Origin of the sequence: Acinetobacter brisouii, assembly GCF_008993995.1 — a bacterium.
Taxonomy (GTDB): Bacteria; Pseudomonadota; Gammaproteobacteria; order Pseudomonadales; family Moraxellaceae; genus Acinetobacter; species Acinetobacter brisouii_A.
The window spans coordinates 1-17,653 of the sequence record NZ_BKNN01000056.1 but is presented as its reverse complement, the minus strand read 5'-3'; the positions used below and the strand labels follow the sequence as shown (position 1 = coordinate 17,653).

The following is a 17,653-nucleotide window of genomic DNA, read 5'->3' as shown; positions in this document are numbered from 1 at the left end:
TGCTATTTGCTATGTTAGAAATTATCGATGACATTAATTAATTTTTCCTAATTTAACAGTTATATGAACCCCACCTTTGTAAGGCTAAGGATCATGGCTTTACTAATGCAATTTCTAAGCGACCAACAAAATTGATTGAGTTTAATTCTTCATTTGTAATAAACTCATCTGGGTATCTTATTTTATCAGGATTATCACTTGCTAATCTCACAGTTTTTCCACCTGAATAACTTACAAAAATTCTTTTCATTCTTAACTCATTATTATGAGTAAAGATATAAACGTTGCCATTCTTAAGACTATCTGGGTCTTTATCTGATATATCAACAAATAAAGGACTATCAGGTGCAACGGTAGGCCACATACTATATTCAGCAGAATAAATAATTCTTAGATTCTCAGGTTTAGTTTGAATACCCATAATTTTTAAGATATACGGATCTATGTCTAGATATTCACTTACATCTTCCAAAAAGTGTTCGATGCCAGACCCGCAAGAAGCTTTAATATCTTTATAAACAGGGATTCTTACATTTGTAGACCTACGCTCTCCACTTCTAAATTCAATGGGAGCGATTTTTATATTACTATCTACTCTTTCATGCGATCCATTGCCAGTCGCTAACCAAGTCGTATTAACATTAAGGAATTTAGCAGCACGTACTAAGTTTTCACCCTCCATAGTTTTTGATTTTCCTGAAAGCCAATCACTAACAGAAGGTGGTTTTACTCCAACTGCACGTGCGAGTTCTACACCTTTAATTTTTTTAGGTGGTAATACTTCCATTGAGTATCTAAGACGTTCGGCAAGAGTGTTCATACAGCAATCCTTACAATATTAGGAAATCCTAACATAAATTAAATTAGGTATTCCTATTGATTAAATATAAGGAATACCTAATAATATTGTTGTTAATTAGGAGAAAACTATGAATGACAAGCAATTCATTGAAGCTCTCGGTGGACCATGTTCTGTGGCTCGAATGCTAGGAATTAAACCTCCATCCGTTTGTGGTTGGGGAAAAATCCCAGAGGGTAAAAAAATTCGACTAGCAGTTATTGCTGAAGATATGGGTATTACTACTCGTAAAGAGCTATTTCCTGATACGTATCATGAAATTTGGATAGAACTACGCAATACAGCAGTTGCATAGAGAAAAAATTATGAGCCTTGATAAGAAATCTACACGGGCAAAAGATGAATTGGCATGAGGAATTTGTATGTCGGAAAAATTAACATCAAGCGTCACGTTTAAATGTACGGATGAATTAAAGATCAAATTAGAGCGTATTGCTCGTTCAAGGAAATTGAATGGCTCATCAGAGCTTATGCGTATAGCAGCCATTGAGATCGTCTCGGAGGTTGAGGAGATGCTTAATTGTCTACAAATGCCAATTGATCTGACCACAGTTACCGAAGATACAAAGAATACTGGTGGCTTTGAGCTTATGCCTTCACCACCAATTCGTGATGTTACCCCACGAGATCCAAACACAAAAAAAGCTCAGTTGTTACGACCAACTGAGCTTCTCTTGCCATTCAGCAATTAACTGAACGAAGACTTATGACGAATCTAACACAACAACCTAGCACTGGCAATTCCAGTGCTTTTAACAGCTTTTGCGAGTCCGTTTTGAAACCAACGATCCAATGCACTTGGTGCAACCAGTTATTTACAGAACAGCAGCTTGCTAAAGACCTGTTTGATGAAGAAACAGGGGAGTACTTCGATGGCTGCCCAAACTGTAAGACAGACCAACATCTTGCGGATCTGCTGCCATCACCAAACCTGATTGATCAATTCATTGCATCAGGTGAGTTTGACCAGGCATTGCTAGAAGCAATCACCAACTTGGTTGAGGGAAAGAATGCATGACGAACGCCCAGCGAAACCAAACCTAGATCGAATCAAGCAAATCAAACAATGGCACACAGCAGCAATGTGTGTCTTTGACGAAATGTTTAAAACGGCTCAGGACAATTTGGCCAAACGAAATTACACCGTCAGCAATGCAGCAGTACGCCGTGAAGATTTTAGAAAAAACCTTGAATGGGAGTTTCGCCTTCACTGGAGTCTTGCGAAAGAAATTGAAAGAAGCCTTGCTGATTCAGGTCTGATTGAACGGTTTGGTGGCTATGCCAAAAGAAAATAGGAGATATAACGTGAAATTACAGCAACAACATCCATGCTCAGGCAAATGCACTGAATTTAACTCCGAGCCATGTACTACATGCTTAGTCCCACATGAAGAACCACAACCACTTGCCGATGATGTTGAAAAGCATCATCAACGGGCACTTGAAGCACAAGGGGAAATTGCATGAGTTTAGATGCAACAATTTGGGCTTGGCGCACCCGGCAAAAGCAAACCAAGGGTGGATGCCTTAAACCACTCAAAAAACTGGTCCTTCTTTCACTGGCTGATCGAGCAGGTGAAGATCATTGTGCCTACCCAAGTGTAGGGCGTTTGGTGGAAGATACAGAAATGGATCGTAAAACTGTCCTAAAAATCATTGATGAGCTGGTTGAAGATGGTTTTATTGTCGATACTGGTGAACGAAAAGGCCGAACCAAACAGATCAAAGTCTATCGATTAGTCGGTGTAAAGGGGCGTGAAAGCGTACCAACAACGGTACTCTTTGATGTCTCTGAAGATGAAATAAACAGTCCCAATCTTGGAACAGTTCCAACAGTGGAACAGTTCCAACAATTCCCCGAAAGAGTCCCAACAATTCCGTTAAAGAGTCCCAACAATGGGACACGGAATCTATCAAAGAATCTACCAGTAGAATCTAAAAATAAAATAACGTGGTTCTGTTTTAAAAAACTTGAAGAAGAACTTGGTTTGATCACCGATGCCGAAACCATCGAACAGATCAAAACCGCCAACTGGTTCAAACGAGAGCAAAACGCATTTGAAACTTACAACGCAGACAAGGATCTATGCAGTGAGCTAATGCATTACCACTTTGCTGACTGGTTACTCAATGCAAAATTGAAATACCAAAGCCGTGAGCAACAGCTTGCACCACAAACACTAACAGCGCAGACAGCCAAACCCAAAAAGCTCTCTGAAAAACAAATCAACCTGTTTGCCCAGAAACTGGCACACCATCCCGAAGTATCAAGCAAGTTTGCTGAAGCAGGGGAAAGCCATGAGCAGTTTGCAGCTCGTCTTGCTATGAGGCTGAGTAACCCTGAACAACGTAAAAAACTTGCGCCGTATCTCAAGCAAGTTGGATTTGAGGGAGACCTTAAATGAGTAACCAAAATCTAGTGTTTTTGGCATGTGCATTATTTTTCCTAATTTGGCTTGGAGCAACTATTCAAAAGGAGGGTCTGCCGTGGTGATCGAGATGGGAGACATTGTTTTGCATGATGCTACGGCAACAAAAGGTGACTGGCAGCCCAAAGGAAATTTAGTAGTTCAGCGTATTTGGGAAGGGAAATACTGCAACGTGATATGCGCTGTGGATAGCCTAGGTAAGGAGTTTGTTGGGTCTGAGGATATTTTTAGTTTATTGAAGAAGGGGGATCAATGACTTACTTTGTCTCAAACGCTGAGTTTAATCGCTTGATGCAACGCCGTAACAAGAAAACTCAAAAGGAAAAAAAGAAGGCAGATCCTAACCCAATGCCTGAAATTCCAGCCGAGCAGATTCAAGGTACCGTGTTTGAATCATCAGATGATGTGCTTATTGAGTTTGAGATATTGATGACTCCACCTACCGTAAACCACTATTGGGTTGAAGCTGGGTATCATGGACGTAAATATCTGAGTCATCGAGCACATCACTTCCGCGCCGTGATTCAGCGTTTTGTGAAACCTCTCAATTATTCGGGCGAAGTACAAGTTTTTATGGAGTATCACGTACCAGATCGAATTAAGCGTGATGCTGATAACGTGGTAAAGCCGATATTCGATGCTTTGATGAAAGCGCAATTGATCTGTGACGATTCTCAGATCTCTAAATTCTTCATGATGAAACAGCCTGTTTTTAAAGGCGGAAAATTAAAAATTAAAGTTGTTAAGGGGCAGGTGGGCGTATGAGTAATAAAAGCAATGCAGATTTAATTCTTGAGGCAATTAAGGATCTACATAATCAAGAACAGATTGTGACGAGAGAGACTCTGGCACAGCTCACAAATCTCAAACTTTCAATCATTGATGACCGCCTGAGCTATCTAGTGGACTCTGGCCACATTACTCGAGTACAGCGCGGTGTGTTTATTCCCACACCTAAGCACCGCCCAGCACGTCTAATGTCAAAAACACTACTTCCCGATGGTACTGTGAAAATTGATATTGGGGATGACCAGATTTTGACATTAACGCCACGTGAAGCACGTACCCTTGGCAATCTTATGGTTGCTGAAGCTATGCAGTATTCAAATATTGAGATGGGGCATCATATGGCCATATTGCAAAGCGAAGTAACAGGGCAGGTTCGGAAACTTAAACGGCAAGTTGAGGGCTTGGTGGGCAAGGGGACACAAGGAGAATTACTCTATGAACATGATTGATGTCATTCAAAAATCAATATTGGATCATTTGAGTACGGATACAGTATTAAATGGTTTGAGTACAGGTACAGCGCCGTCCATTGATAGTGTTAAGCCCTTAACGTATGAGCAATTGATGACTCATGTTGCACAATTTGAAGAACCTGAGACTAGCGAAGATGATCCTTATGCTATTCTTCTTTCTCAAGAAAAATTTAATATGCTGGTTCAATCAAAAGCTATAAACCTTTTTGATAATTCTTGCCCTATGGAAAAAGTGGTTGCTGTCTTATATGGTATGCCTGTCATTATCCAAGACATATTTGAGTACAAGATATTAACCAAAAGGGAATATGTAGAGTTTTTTAATGCACAGCAGCGTAAGCAGCTTGGTGGGAATAGTTTTTATGACTTAAAAAAAGAGCGTGGAATTAAAATCCACTCAGTTTGATTGCAAGCATAGTTTAAAAAAGCTCTCGATTGAGGGCCTTTCTTTTCCCACCCCTCTAAGGTTAGACCGCCGTGCCATAAATCAATGATCATTAAACCTAAATGAGGTTTAGTGATCATGTCAGAAAAGAAAGTAATTGATTGGGAAAAAATCGAGCTTGATTATCGGGCTGGTGTAAAGTCGTTGCGTCAAATTGCAGGTGAGCATGATATTGCCGAATCTGGCATTCGTCGCCGTGCAAAACAATACGAGTGGATTCGTGATCTAGCACCAAAAATCAAAGCAAAAGCGGATGACATTGTGCGCAGAGAGAGTGTGCGCAGTGATGTGCGCACGGAAAAGCGCATTTCAGAAAAACAAACGATTGATGAAAGCGCACATCAACAAGCTGCCGTAAGACTCTCTCAGCGTAAAGATATCCAGCGTTCACGTTCCATTGCTATGCAGTTATTTGATGAGCTCGAACATCAAGTCGGTGTGGCAAATGTAGAGCTACTGGAAGATCTAGGCGAACTAATGCGTAGTGAGGACGATAAAGGCCAAGATAAACTCAACGACATTTACCACAAGATCATTTCATTACCTGGTCGTGTGAAGTCTATGAAGGATCTGAGCGATACGCTTAGAACTTTGATTGTGTTAGAACGTCAGGCATTTGGACTTGATGATGAGAACAATAAACCTGTTGATGCACTGACTGCATTGCTTGAACGAGTGAGCACTGGAAACAGCTCTGCATTTAAACCTATTGCAGACGATCCCGAATATTAGTGTACCTACGTAAATGAAACGACTAATCACCCACACCAAATTAATTTCATTCACGTACATGCTTCAGAAAAGCACTGATATTATGCAAAATGGAGTAAAAATTGATTTACAACAATAGATTGCATCCACTCCCAACGAATGAACATGAATTGGAACGCTGCTTGGCAGATCCTGTTTGGCGCATTTTTAGTGGCTGTTTGTATAAGATCAAAATTAAAGGTGATGACTTTGTAAATGAGTTGGGGCAGATGGAAGAAGCCCCAACTTTTGAGCTACCTTTTAAGCCTAATGATGCTCAGGTCAAATTTTTAGATCGGCTCTGGTACCGCAATATTATTCTTAAAGCACGTCAGTTGGGTTTCACAACACTGATTTGTATTCTATGGCTTGATCATGCTTTGTTTAATGCTAATCAACATTGTGGGATCATCGCGCAGAACTTAGAAACCGTTGGAGATATATTCAGCGATAAGGTTAAGTTTGCATACGACAATCTACCACCTGAAATTATGGAGCGTTTTCCTCTCAAAACTAATAACGGTACCGAGATGGAATTTGCACATAATGGCTCTAAGATCTCTGTTGCCACATCATTCCGTGGCGGTACATTGCACCGCTTGCACATTTCCGAGTATGGGAAGATCTGTGCTCAATCTCCTGGTAAAGCCAAAGAAGTCCGTACTGGTTCATTACCAGCAGTGCCAACCAACGGCGTTCTAGTTATTGAATCAACGGCTGAAGGTCGTGGTGGTGACTTCTTTGATAAGGTTCAGATTGCTCAAAAGAACTTCGCATCACGTAAAAAGCTCACACCTAAAGATTACCGTTTCCATTTCTATGCTTGGTGGCAAGAACCTAAGTATCGTATTGATTCATCTAATGTGGTTATTTCTAAGAAAGATCACAATATTTTTGATCGTACTGAGATTATCGTCAGTGAAAAAATGGGTATCAAGATGCATATTGATCCCGATCAACGTGCTTGGTACGTATCTCAACGCGACAATGATCTATCTGGTGATCAGGCATTAATGTGGCAAGAGTTCCCATCATTCCCCGATGAAGCATTTCAAGTCTCGACAGAAGGTAATTACTATGCCGATGACATGCTTGAATTGCGTAAACGTGGCGGTATTACAGACGTAGAAGTATTAGATGTTCCAACAAACTCATTTTGGGACATTGGTAATCATGATGGTTGTGCAATTTGGCATCATCAAATGATGAATCAGCAAGACCGTTTCATTGATTATGATGAAGCTCATGGTCAAGATTTAAGATATTACGCAAAACTGATCAAAGATAAGCCTTATATTTATCACACACACTATCTGCCACATGATGCCGCACATCAACGACTTGGTGATTACAACAAATCTGTATTGGAAATGCTGGAAGAATTATTGCCTGGTCATAATTTTGTGGTCATTCCACGTATTACACAGCTCATCACTGGTGTTCAACAAACACGTAGACATTTGAAGAACGCTTGGTTTGATGAAGAGCGATGCAAATTGGGCATTGAGCGTATTGAAGGCTACAAGAAGAAATTTAACCAACAAGCCAATATGTTTATTGATCAGCCTGATAAATCAAATGGATGTTCAGAGGGTGCAGATGCCCTTAGACAATGGGCACAGGCTAAAGATGCTGGGTTACTTGGTGATTACGTCTATACGGCTAGCCAAAATCCTTATGGCCAAAGTACAAATAGCAGCAACCAAACCAAACAGCACGGTTATATAGAAGCACCTGCACCTGACTGGCGACTTTAGAGAGATTTTTTAGCATGATTGAAGAACAACAAGGCACACAAGATCAGGATGATGTTGAGGATCTGCTCACAGTCGATGAATTGACTGAGATTATGAATGAGATTCAGGAACAACCAGCATGGCGATCTATTGCAGATAAAGAGATGGATTACGCTGACGGCAACCAGCTTGACAGTGATTTACTCAAACGTATGCAGCAGATTGGCATACCGCCAGCGATTGAGGACATGATTGGCCCAGCACTTCTATCGGTTGAAGGCTATGAGCTACAGACACGTACAGATTGGCGTGTCAAAGCCAATGGCGATGATGGTGATGACGTTGCCGATGCACTAAACTATAAGCTGAACTTGGCTGAGAAGCAGTCTAAGGCCGATAAAGCCTGTAGTGATGCGTTTCGTACTCAAATTGCTTGTGGTCTTGGCTGGGTTGAAGTAAAGCGTGAGCAAGATCCGTTTAAGTTTCCATATCGCTGTGTTGTCGCACACCGCAATGAAATTCATTGGGATATGAAAGCCAATGAGCCTGATTTAAGTGATGCACGTTGGTTACGCCGTACACGCTGGGTTCATCCTAAGCGTTTGATTGCTGCGTTTCCGATGCACAAGGAACTGATTGAAACCGTTGGGCGCTATGGTGGCTCATGGTGGCAGCAAGATCTATCTGTATTGGATGGTGGTGGTATGAGCACCAATCTAAACAATGCTTGGCTTGAAGCACGTTCATATACGATCAGTGAGCAGTACTGGTACAATCCAACCTCGAAAGAAATGAATATTGCCGAGGTCTGGTATCGCCGTTGGGTGAGTGTACCTGTATTACGGTTCCAAGATGGCCGTGTGGTTGAGTATGACGATGACAACATTGCTCATGCAATCGCGATTGTTAATGGTATGGCAACAGTAGAACAGGCAACAGTATCTAAGGTACGGCGTTCATATTGGTTAGGGCCACATTGCTTGCATGATAGTCCTTCGCCATATTCACACCATTATTTCCCTTATGTACCTTTTTTTGGGTTCCGTGAAGATAATACTGGCATACCGTATGGCTTTGTTCGTGGCATGAAGTACAACCAAGACAGTATCAATAGCGGTATCTCTAAGCTACGTTGGGGTATGAGTGTTACGCGTGTCGAGCGTACCAAAGGTGCTGTAGCGATGACGGATGAGCAATTACGCCGTCAGGTTGCACGTCCAGATGCCGATATTATTCTTGATGCAAATCATATGAATAAACCAGGTGCGCGTTTTGATGTGAAACGTGACTTTGATTTGTCCCAGCAACATTTCCAATTGCTGAATGACAACCGAGCAGCCATTGAGCGTGTCAGCAATATCACATCAGGGTTTCAGGGTAAGAAGGGTAATGCCAATTCAGGTAAGCAAGAGCAGCTGCAGATTGAGCAAAGCAACCAAACGCTAATGAAAATTATGGATAATTTTAGAGAAGCACGGACGTTAATGGGTGAAATGCTTTTATCTATGATTGTTGAAGATTTTGGCTCACATCCACATACTATTAAGATTAAAGGTGATGCGGTACGTGATGAGCGTGAGATTATGATCAATAAGCCAGAAGTGGATGAGTTTGGTTATCCTTATGTCTCTAACGATGTGCAGCGCGTTCGCTTGAAAGTCGTTCTTGACGATGTACCAAGTACCAGCACATTCAAAGAGCAGCAGCTTAATTCATTGTCTGAGGTCACTAAATCATTACCTGCCAATATTCAAGTTGCGGTGCTTCCGTATCTTATGGCGCTTACGGATATTCCGTACAAGAAAGAAATTATTGATTCGATTAAACAGGCCAGCCAAGCACAGACACCTGAGCAAATTCAACAGCAGATCCAAGAAGCCGTTAAACAAGCACTGGCCAACGCAGGTAATGATATTAAATTGCGTGAGTTGGAGATTAAAGAGCGTAAAGCAGAAAGTGAAATCAAAGAGATTGATGCACGTTCAGTACAAATCGGTGTGCAAGCCGCATATAGCGCAATGCAAGGTGGTTCACAGGTCGCAATGATGCCGCAGATTGCACCAATTGCGGATGAGATTATGAAAGGTGCAGGTTATCAGCGCCCTAACCCAATGGGTGATGATCCTAATTATCCTACGCCAGCCAATGCACAAGTTGCACATAACCAACAGATGCCACAGGTACATGAGAATACCAGTCCAATGAATCCACCAGTACCACAGCAAGGTTCAACAGGAATGCAAGGGATTGAGACTCCACGAACCAGTGACAACATGCCCCCTGTAAGGCAAGAGTAATTTTCATTGTTCACAGATACTAAGACAGTCAAATGACTGTCTTTTTTATTGAGGATTTATTCAACGCCAGCACCAATTTTAAAATACTTCAACTATGAGCATCTACCTGAACACTTACAGGTTGTAAGTAAGCCTATTGGTGATTTGGCTCGTCAAATGGATGAGCAGTTGCCAGATGGGCCAGAAAAATCCACTGGTTTACGAAAGTTGCTTGAAGCCAAAGATGCTTTTGTACGTCAAGCATTGGATAAACAGCAATAACGTAGGATTTTATAAGCTAAGTTTGTTAAAATTTAACCGTTGGCTAGGCTGATCCCCGAAAGATGCGTTTACCTACCGCATTTGCCAACACCATAGTAGGTTTTGCAGAGGTGCAAAATGTATAAAACAGAAATTATAAGTAAGTTTGGTGGTATTAATAAGTTAAAAGATGCGATTAAAACAAAGTCACTTGATGATGTTTATTGTTGGGAGAATGGCAAGTGGTACACGCAAAGATACTGGATTGATATTGCTAGTAAAAATCTCACAGGTGAAACATTATTAGACTTAATGACGGGAATTCCATTGGATGCCACTCATTTTTCTGGTCCGCTTTTCCTTAAAAAGGATGAAAAAGGAAATGTTTATGAGTGGGTGCCAAAGCCAAAAAAATGGCTATATGTAGGATGGCATCCAAATGCAAGCATTAAACCACTCGATTGAGTGGTTTTTTATTTTTTGATTTGCCAATCCACAGCATGATTTCCATTGTCGCAATCATGGCTCACACATTCACCTTTGTGATTCACCTGAATTACACCACAACCTTCACAAATAACATTTGCTAGATAGTTAGGTTTACATTCATTGATAAACCCATTACTCATTCCATATTGCTTGGCGCATTGAGCACAATATTCTGCCATTAATCCTACCCCCTGTAAGGCTAACGACATCATATATAAATCCTAGACACTTGTCTCATGTTGAGCAATCAGCAGCTAAACGCTAGATAACTCTAGCCATTCAGACCTTAGCGGCTACAGCGATAAGTAGTAGGAAAGACATGGATATTACAGAGCAACAAAACGAGTTGATTGAAGCTAACGGTGGTAAAGCATCACCCGAACTTGCAGCGCAGCTTTTAGAGCAAGCGTTAAATGGCGATACCGCAAATGCGGAAAATGGTGGTGTGCCAGACACTACTCAATATGAAGGTGGTACAAATCCGAATAGCGAAGGCAATACGCAGAATGCTGGAACACAGGCACAACAGCAGTCAATTGATGAAAGTCAATTAAATGCTGAAAACGCCGTGGTAATGGCAAAAGATGGAAAACATACCATTCCTTTTGAAAAGCTTGTAGAAGCACGTTCACAAGGTCAGGAGTGGAAGCAGAAGTTTGATGAAGCGCAGCAACAATTAGCGCATCTTCGAGCTGAAGCACAGCAACGTCAAGAAGAAGGTCAAGCGGCAACGCTACAAGACAACCAAGCGAATCTCGCTCAGCAAGCGATTGATCAGGGTGTAGATCCTGCAATCTTTGGTGATTTCAGTGAAAAGGACTTGGCAGCAGGTATTCAAAAGCTTGTTGATGATCGTGTAGCGCAAATGGTTGATCAACGTGTGAATGCAGCACTATCACCGATGCACCAACAACAGCAGATCAGTGCAGAGCAAGCACACTTTAATGAAATCTTTACGGCGCACCCTGATGCCGAATCTATTGTGGAATCACAAGAGTTTGGCAACTGGATTAATAAGCAACCTAGCTTTGTTCAATCTGCGTATGAAACAGTCCTTAATCAAGGTAATGCGGCTCAGGTCGTAGAACTTTTAGGATTATACAAGTCTGAAACCCAATCAACTCAAGCTGTCCAGCCAAATAATGATGCGGTCATGGCAGCAGCGCAACAAGCTGTAAAACAAGCTCAAACACCAGTACCACACAGCCTTACCGATTTGCCAGCAGGTTCACCAGCAGGCGTTTCTCGTGATGAGCGCGTGGCAGCAATGTCACCAGCGCAAATGCTCGAAGAAATGAGCAACTGGACACCTGAACAGGTTGAGCAATTCATGGATCGCCGTGTGTAAAACAAACGTGTAGAGAGTAATAAACATGACAAAAACGAATTCCAGTTACGGCGATAAAACCAATATGGTGACACAGGCCGTTGGCCTGTTCGCAACCAACATGCAACGTAATAGCACCTTAAACCAATTGGCAGGGAAAATGCCTAAAGGTGAAGCTGGTGCTGAAAATACACTGCGTAAACAAACCAGTTCAGATATGCCAATTGTCCGTGTGCAGGATCTTGGGAAAGGTAAGGGTGATGAAGTCACTTTCCACTTACTGAACCCTGTAGGCGCGTATCCGATTATGGGTAGTGCCTATGCTGAAGGTCGTGGCGTGGGTATGTCTTTGAATGAAGACCGCTTACGTGTCAATCAGGCACGTTTCCCTGTGGATCTGGGCAACGTCATGTCACAGATTCGTAGCCCTGCGGATCTGCGTAAGCTTGGCCGTCCCGTTGCACAGAACTTGATGGATCGCTACATGGATCAATCTTCACTTGTGCATATGTGTGGTGCGCGTGGTTTTCACGACAACATTGAATGGGTTGTCCCTGTTGATTCCCACAAAGACTTCAAAGAGATCATGATTAACCGTGTTAAAGCGCCTACCAAGAACCGCCACTACATCGTGGATGGCTCAGGTGTTCAGCTTTTTAACACCAACTCAGGTGAAATTGATCTTTCAACAACTGACTTTTTCACCATGGATACCGTAGATTCAATGAAGTCGGTTATGGATGAAATGCCATTACCACCACCGATTTGTAAATTTGAAGGTGATGCAGCCGCAGAAGATAGCCCAATCCGTGTTTGGTTGGTTTCTCCAGCACAATACAACAAATTTGCAGCACAACCTGGTTTCCGTTCATTCCAATCTGCATCACTTGCGCGAGCAAGCCAAGCGAAACAACACCCATTGTTCTTGGGTGACGTTGGTTTGTGGAATGGATTTATTATCCGCAAAATGCCACGTCCAATCCGTTTCTATGCAGGCGATACCATCAAATACTGCGCTTCATATAACAGTGAAGTCGAATCGAGTATTGTTGTGCCTGATAGCTTTGGTCAGAACTTTGCGATTGATCGTTCTGTCATTCTTGGTGGACAGGCGCTTGCTCAAGCTTTGGCTGCAAGTGACAAGTCAGGTGTTCCGTTCTTCTGGTCTGAGAAAGAGATGGACCATGGCGACAAATGGGAATTGTTGATTGGTTCAATCATGGGTACATCGAAGATCCGTTTTGATGTGAACAATGGGGATAGCAATGAGTTCACCGATTACGGCGTAACTGTCATGGATACAGCCGTACCTTGTTTGGGTCGTGGTAAGTAATTCAATTTCGTCTAAATCCACAAGGGTTTAGTCGATTTTTACAATTTGATGGAAGGAATTTAAACATGGCAACGATTAAGCGTACAGCATCACGTTACGGGCAGTTCGGTGGCTTATCGCCGTATGGCAATTTAACAGTATTGACCTTTTTATTGGCAACCAATGCGACTGGCCAAGTCATTGATTCAGATGCTACAGCAGCACTTGCGAGTGGTGATGTAATTGATCTTGGTGAATTACCTGAAGGTATGCGTCTTGATGATGCTCAAGCATTCATTACCACGCCAATGACAGCATCGGTCACAGGTAAGCTCGGCTTCAAATATAGCGATGGTGTCGATGTTGAAGCAGTACCACAAGATGATGATTACTTTTGGGCAGCCGCATCACTGGCAGCCGCAGGGCGCAAACGTGCAGATGGTTCAACACTGGTGACATTACCCAAGCCAGCACGTTTGATTTTAACCATTGGTGGTGCAGCAAACGTCAAAGCCAGTGACATCAAGTTCACCGTAACAGGTGAATTGACTGGTCCTAAATAATTGATGGTTTTGGTGATGTAAGTTTAAAAGCTGCTTACATCACCTTTTTTTATTCAAAATAATAAGGATGAGAAGATGAAAACTCTAGCGATTGCAATGATTTGCCACGGGATTAATGCGGCTTATTGCCAGTCTTTGGGCGATACCAGTCAACCAGCATGGGACGATGCACCAGACTGGCAGAAACAAAGCATTATTGCAGGTGTAGAAATGCACATTGCTAATCCTGATGCGACACCAGAGCAAAGCCACGAAGCTTGGTATAAGCAAAAAGAAGCTGAAGGCTGGGCATACGGCGAAGTGAAGGACGTTGAAAAGAAGCTACATCCATGTTTCTTGCCTTATGATGAATTACCACAAGCGCAAAAAGCCAAAGATTATCTGTTCCGTTCCACAGTACATCTTGTTAAGAATCTGCCTGACTCCGAAGATTACCTGGCATTAAGTGCGGAAGTGATCAGCTTACGTCAGAAGGCAGCAGATCAGAAGAATACTGCGATTGCTACAGTAGCTACAACTACAACATCAAGTGGAGTTGCTATTCAGTACGTTGGTAATAAGTCGCCGTTTAAAGACCATCTTTACAACTCAGCACTAACCTTCACTACAGGGCAGGTGCGTAATGTAACCAGTGATTTAGCAACCAATTTGTTAAAGCATCCTGAGTTTAAGCTTTATGTGGCTGAAAGTGATGATTCTACCGAGTCAGAACAGGCTGTTGATGATACAGCAGTAGTCCTTGCCAATGCTCAACTGGAGCAAGAAAAGAAAGACCAGGAACAAACCGCCGTCCTTGATGAAATTGATGTCGTCAATCAAATGACCAAAGATGCTTTGATTGAATATGCCTACAACAAGTACCAGCAAAAACTCAATAAGCAAAATAGCGTTGCAACTTTACGCACACAGGTTGCTGAGTTTGTTCATCAATTTGGGGTGGTGTGATGCAACTAAAAGAACTGATTCGCCGTTTCCGTGTTCAAGCAAATGATAAGGTTGAGCCTTATTTCAATGAAGATGAGGACGTAATCGCATGGCTAAATGATGCTGTTAAAGAAGCATGTATTCGTGGGCGTTTGCTATGTGAAAGTCAGAATAGCGATGTATGTAAAATCAAAGTGAATGCAGGTCGATCAAATTATGATTTGCATAACTCGCTTTATGAATTGACCCGAATTTGGTTCGAGCCAGCAGACGGTAAAACAGGTTCTTTTATTTCTATTACATCTGCTGAAAATCTTGACCGTACTTATTATCGAGATTGGAAGTCGATGTCAGAGTTTCCACGGTTTTTAATTCAGGATGACACCACGATCCGTTTAGTGCCATGTCCTAATATTGATGGTGAGTTGCAGCTTGAGGGCTATCGTGTGCCATTGGTTGATCTTGATTGCTTAGATGATGAGCCTGAGATTAATAGCTTACATCATGTTCACTTAATTCAGTGGGCTTTAGCTCAGGCATTTAGCGTACCCGATGCAGAGTTTTTTGATGCGAATCGTGCTGCAATGGCTGAACAGGCTTTCACAGACTATTTCGGTCAACGTCCAGATAGTGATTTGCGCCGTATTACACGCGAAGATGTGCCGCATCACGTCATCCCATTTATGCCATAACCCCTGTAAGGCATGAGAGTTTCTGCTATTAACTTCATACTTTAACTATGTTGTTTTGAACTTGATACGGAGACTCAATTACATGGCAAATACTCTTTTCGACTTTGCTCGTCAACGCTTCCTAGAGGGGAAAATTAACTGGATGACAGATACAATTAAGGTCATCTTGGTTGATACAGGTGTATATACACCACAAATTTCAACGCACCAATATCTATCTGATATTCCTCAGCCTGCACGTATTGCAGGGCCAATAACTCTAACTAATAAAACCACTAATGGTGGTTCAGCAGATGCGGATGATGTCACATTTTCTACCGTATCTGGCAATTCAGTTGAAGCAATTGTTATTTACAAAGATACAGGTGATGAATCACAAAGCCCTTTAATTGCATACCTTGATGTAGCAACTGGCTTACCTGTTGTCCCTAATGATGGTGAGATGGTCATTGCTTGGGATGGTGGTATTAATCGAATCTTCCGCATCTAACTTTTAATAATAGGGTGGTTTAAATGGGAACAAGTGAACCGATAGCTAAGGGTCATGTAGAAGATGCTGATGGTAATTCTGCTTCAAATTGTAAATTATTTATGTACCGCAGAAGCGATGGCACTTTACTCGGTAGTGCTGTCAGTGATGATAGCGGTAATTATGAATTAACTCATCAAGGGGAGAATGGAGAGCTTGTGTTCATTGTTTGCCTTGATAACGATGAGTCACCTGATTTTGAAGGAATTGTTCGTGATCGAATCGCGATTGTAGCTACTGCTGCGGTGATTGGTAGTATTGAGATTCATGGCAGAACACCAGAAGGAGATAAATTACTCGTAAGTTATAATGATGGTACAACAAAAACACTTGGTGTTTATGCCCTAGATTCAAATAATCAAATTGATTTAGATAGCAACTTAATCACAGTTGATGTTAGTGCATCTGGAAACAATTATTTCTTTTATCCTAAGATGTCCGATGATGGTACTGCTATTGCCTATTTTTGGTCTGAAGATAATGGGGAGACGTGTAATCCTAGAGTCTTGACTCAAGAAGCAGAATCTCTTGAATACACCAAAATTGCAACTATCTCAGACCCTGTAGATTATCGCTCTGAGGCGCTCGATGGATCTATATTTGATATTAGTTTCGGTGGTAGTTACTTAGGTTGTGTTGACCTTAATAATGGGGATACAAAAATCTTCAGCAAAACATCTTCAGAACTATACACGCTAGTATCAACGTTTAATTTAGCATTTGTAGCTGGTTTTAAATTCTCGCCAGATACATCAGGTAATTTCGCAGCTATTATCGCGCCAACAGCTTTAACTGTGTATAACATTGCTGGAGAACAGCTCGGCAGTCTCTCTTATGCAAACCCTGCAAATGCTCCACTAACAACACTACAACCTCCTATATGGTTAAGTTCCAACATTATTGTGCGCAGCATAGACAAGTACGACAGTAATTGGAGTTTTTTAGGTGGTGCTTGTCAGGTTGGAGATATGAGCAGTGGTGTGCTACAAGAAGCATCTACATATGAGAATCTATCTTCATCAGGGGCATTGAGTTATTCAAACTTTGCAGGAAAATGCTTATTGAGTAGTAACACTGTATTAAGTTTTTTTTCTGAAACGGGTGCATTTGAATCGGAAGCTATGATTTCAAGCAATGCGATTAATGGAACACTTGTATTAAAACCAGATGGTGAGACTATACTTTATAATGAGTCTACAGATGTGCTTATTCACTCTCTTGTGGGATTAATACAAATACGAACTCAATCTCAATCCCAGGAGATGATCGCAGGTACATACTCATTAAGTTTTGAAATTACCGAGAATAATAGTACAACAACCGTAACTGCAACTTATACAAGTACCGAAAATTTAACTCTTTCTATCCTTACACTTTATCTCATGGCTCAAGTTGATTTAGGTTATTGGACAGATGTTACATCAACGTATATTCAGTTTACTGGGTTATTTTCTTTTGCTGATGTTAATAATTATTCGACCTTTAGGGGTTTAGATAGTACTTACCTTAATGGAATTACTACACCAAGACCCATGTTGGTGAAGCTCATTCAAACAGATAATCCAGTAGGTACAGATATCTATGATTATATCTTTGGTGAGAATTATAAATCACTACCAGTTCGTACCGAAGGCTATAGCTTAATTGCTGGTTTGGTTAAGTAATTTATAAAGTAAGCGTCCGCTGAATCCCATACCAATTTTTAATTCAATTTAGGTTTCCAGCAGTGTGGCAGTAACTCTTCAATCTGGGTCACTTTATGTGTCGGCAGCCTTTTCAGCACATCACTTAAATAGGCA

Annotated in this window: 25 protein-coding genes; 22 read left to right on the top strand and 3 right to left on the bottom strand. The window is 41.6% G+C overall.

Features of this window, described 5'->3' with window-relative positions; translation table 11 throughout:
* Positions 1 to 91: 91 nt before the first annotated feature.
* Entirely contained in the window at positions 92 to 820 is a 729-nt protein-coding gene (locus tag GBN19_RS12235) for a LexA family transcriptional regulator (protein ID WP_228271265.1), read from the bottom strand.
* 109 nt (positions 821 to 929) lie between these two features.
* Here GBN19_RS12235 and GBN19_RS12230 point away from each other — a divergent pair, with 109 nt between their 5' ends.
* The 15 genes from GBN19_RS12230 (at position 930) to GBN19_RS12165 (ending at position 10,483) form a co-directional block, all read left to right on the top strand.
* A complete protein-coding gene (locus GBN19_RS12230; protein WP_151778342.1) occupies positions 930 to 1,154 on the top strand; it encodes a hypothetical protein in 225 nt (74 codons plus the stop codon).
* A 67-nt stretch (positions 1,155 to 1,221) separates the two neighbouring features.
* The gene (locus GBN19_RS12225; RefSeq protein ID WP_151778341.1) at positions 1,222 to 1,551 is read left to right on the top strand and encodes a ribbon-helix-helix protein, CopG family; all 330 of its coding nucleotides are present in this window, start codon (positions 1,222 to 1,224) and stop codon (positions 1,549 to 1,551) included.
* A 14-nt stretch (positions 1,552 to 1,565) separates the two neighbouring features.
* Positions 1,566 to 1,877, top strand: coding sequence for a hypothetical protein (locus GBN19_RS12220; protein ID WP_151778340.1), 312 nt, complete (start codon positions 1,566 to 1,568; stop codon positions 1,875 to 1,877).
* Complete coding sequence (locus tag GBN19_RS12215) at positions 1,870 to 2,154, top strand: hypothetical protein (protein WP_151778339.1); 285 nt, start codon at positions 1,870 to 1,872, stop codon at positions 2,152 to 2,154. Before GBN19_RS12220 ends, GBN19_RS12215 begins: the two co-directional genes overlap by 8 nt.
* Before the next feature lie 10 nt (positions 2,155 to 2,164).
* Entirely contained in the window at positions 2,165 to 2,326 is a 162-nt protein-coding gene (locus GBN19_RS15790) for a hypothetical protein (RefSeq protein WP_171494485.1), read from the top strand.
* A complete protein-coding gene (locus tag GBN19_RS12210; protein WP_151778338.1) occupies positions 2,323 to 3,264 on the top strand; it encodes a helix-turn-helix domain-containing protein in 942 nt (313 codons plus the stop codon). Before GBN19_RS15790 ends, GBN19_RS12210 begins: the two co-directional genes overlap by 4 nt.
* A gap of 82 nt (positions 3,265 to 3,346) precedes the next feature.
* Entirely contained in the window at positions 3,347 to 3,544 is a 198-nt protein-coding gene (locus GBN19_RS12205; RefSeq protein WP_151778337.1) for a hypothetical protein, read from the top strand.
* Positions 3,541 to 4,053 carry a RusA family crossover junction endodeoxyribonuclease gene (locus GBN19_RS12200; RefSeq protein ID WP_151778336.1) on the top strand — a complete coding sequence of 171 codons (513 nt, stop codon included), beginning with the start codon at positions 3,541 to 3,543 and terminating at the stop codon, positions 4,051 to 4,053. The genes GBN19_RS12205 and GBN19_RS12200 overlap by 4 nt, the downstream gene beginning before the upstream one ends.
* A complete protein-coding gene (locus tag GBN19_RS12195) occupies positions 4,050 to 4,526 on the top strand; it encodes a type IV toxin-antitoxin system AbiEi family antitoxin domain-containing protein (RefSeq protein WP_151778335.1) in 477 nt (158 codons plus the stop codon). Before GBN19_RS12200 ends, GBN19_RS12195 begins: the two co-directional genes overlap by 4 nt.
* Positions 4,513 to 4,956 carry a hypothetical protein gene (locus GBN19_RS12190; protein ID WP_151778334.1) on the top strand — a complete coding sequence of 148 codons (444 nt, stop codon included), beginning with the start codon at positions 4,513 to 4,515 and terminating at the stop codon, positions 4,954 to 4,956. Before GBN19_RS12195 ends, GBN19_RS12190 begins: the two co-directional genes overlap by 14 nt.
* Before the next feature lie 117 nt (positions 4,957 to 5,073).
* Positions 5,074 to 5,727, top strand: coding sequence for a hypothetical protein (locus GBN19_RS12185; RefSeq protein WP_151778333.1), 654 nt, complete (start codon positions 5,074 to 5,076; stop codon positions 5,725 to 5,727).
* A gap of 101 nt (positions 5,728 to 5,828) precedes the next feature.
* Positions 5,829 to 7,502 carry a terminase gene (locus tag GBN19_RS12180; RefSeq protein ID WP_151778332.1) on the top strand — a complete coding sequence of 558 codons (1,674 nt, stop codon included), beginning with the start codon at positions 5,829 to 5,831 and terminating at the stop codon, positions 7,500 to 7,502.
* Positions 7,503 to 7,516: 14 nt separating this feature from the next.
* Positions 7,517 to 9,778 (top strand): portal protein, encoded by a 2,262-nt coding sequence (locus tag GBN19_RS12175; protein WP_151778331.1) that lies wholly within the window; start codon positions 7,517 to 7,519, stop codon positions 9,776 to 9,778.
* 48 nt (positions 9,779 to 9,826) lie between these two features.
* Complete coding sequence (locus tag GBN19_RS12170) at positions 9,827 to 10,039, top strand: hypothetical protein (RefSeq protein WP_228271264.1); 213 nt, start codon at positions 9,827 to 9,829, stop codon at positions 10,037 to 10,039.
* A 117-nt stretch (positions 10,040 to 10,156) separates the two neighbouring features.
* Positions 10,157 to 10,483: a hypothetical protein gene (locus GBN19_RS12165; RefSeq protein ID WP_111883822.1), complete on the top strand. Its 327-nt coding sequence runs from the start codon at positions 10,157 to 10,159 to the stop codon at positions 10,481 to 10,483.
* 8 nt (positions 10,484 to 10,491) lie between these two features.
* Here the strand turns inward: GBN19_RS12165 and GBN19_RS12160 are convergent, their stop codons facing one another.
* Positions 10,492 to 10,719, bottom strand: coding sequence for a hypothetical protein (locus GBN19_RS12160; RefSeq protein ID WP_228271263.1), 228 nt, complete (start codon positions 10,717 to 10,719; stop codon positions 10,492 to 10,494).
* Between the two features lie 107 nt (positions 10,720 to 10,826).
* Between GBN19_RS12160 and GBN19_RS12155 the strand changes: the two genes are divergently transcribed.
* The 7 genes from GBN19_RS12155 (at position 10,827) to GBN19_RS12125 (ending at position 17,518) form a co-directional block, all read left to right on the top strand.
* Positions 10,827 to 11,855 carry a hypothetical protein gene (locus GBN19_RS12155; RefSeq protein WP_151778330.1) on the top strand — a complete coding sequence of 343 codons (1,029 nt, stop codon included), beginning with the start codon at positions 10,827 to 10,829 and terminating at the stop codon, positions 11,853 to 11,855.
* A gap of 25 nt (positions 11,856 to 11,880) precedes the next feature.
* Complete coding sequence (locus GBN19_RS12150; protein WP_151778329.1) at positions 11,881 to 13,167, top strand: phage capsid family protein; 1,287 nt, start codon at positions 11,881 to 11,883, stop codon at positions 13,165 to 13,167.
* Positions 13,168 to 13,232: 65 nt separating this feature from the next.
* The gene (locus GBN19_RS12145; protein WP_151778328.1) at positions 13,233 to 13,709 is read left to right on the top strand and encodes a hypothetical protein; all 477 of its coding nucleotides are present in this window, start codon (positions 13,233 to 13,235) and stop codon (positions 13,707 to 13,709) included.
* A gap of 75 nt (positions 13,710 to 13,784) precedes the next feature.
* On the top strand, positions 13,785 to 14,654 hold the full coding sequence (locus GBN19_RS12140) for a RyR domain-containing protein (RefSeq protein ID WP_151778327.1): 870 nt from the start codon (positions 13,785 to 13,787) through the stop codon (positions 14,652 to 14,654).
* Positions 14,654 to 15,325: a phage adaptor protein gene (locus GBN19_RS12135; RefSeq protein ID WP_151778326.1), complete on the top strand. Its 672-nt coding sequence runs from the start codon at positions 14,654 to 14,656 to the stop codon at positions 15,323 to 15,325. The genes GBN19_RS12140 and GBN19_RS12135 overlap by 1 nt, the downstream gene beginning before the upstream one ends.
* Positions 15,326 to 15,407: 82 nt before the next feature.
* Positions 15,408 to 15,815, top strand: a complete 408-nt coding sequence (locus GBN19_RS12130; RefSeq protein WP_151778325.1) for a hypothetical protein — start codon at positions 15,408 to 15,410, stop codon at positions 15,813 to 15,815.
* 23 nt (positions 15,816 to 15,838) lie between these two features.
* A complete protein-coding gene (locus GBN19_RS12125; protein WP_151778324.1) occupies positions 15,839 to 17,518 on the top strand; it encodes a hypothetical protein in 1,680 nt (559 codons plus the stop codon).
* A 38-nt stretch (positions 17,519 to 17,556) separates the two neighbouring features.
* On the opposite strand, the gene GBN19_RS12120 is transcribed toward GBN19_RS12125, so the two are convergent.
* A partial coding sequence (locus GBN19_RS12120) for a transposase domain-containing protein (RefSeq protein WP_151778282.1) occupies positions 17,557 to 17,653 on the bottom strand: 97 nt, incomplete at its 5' end.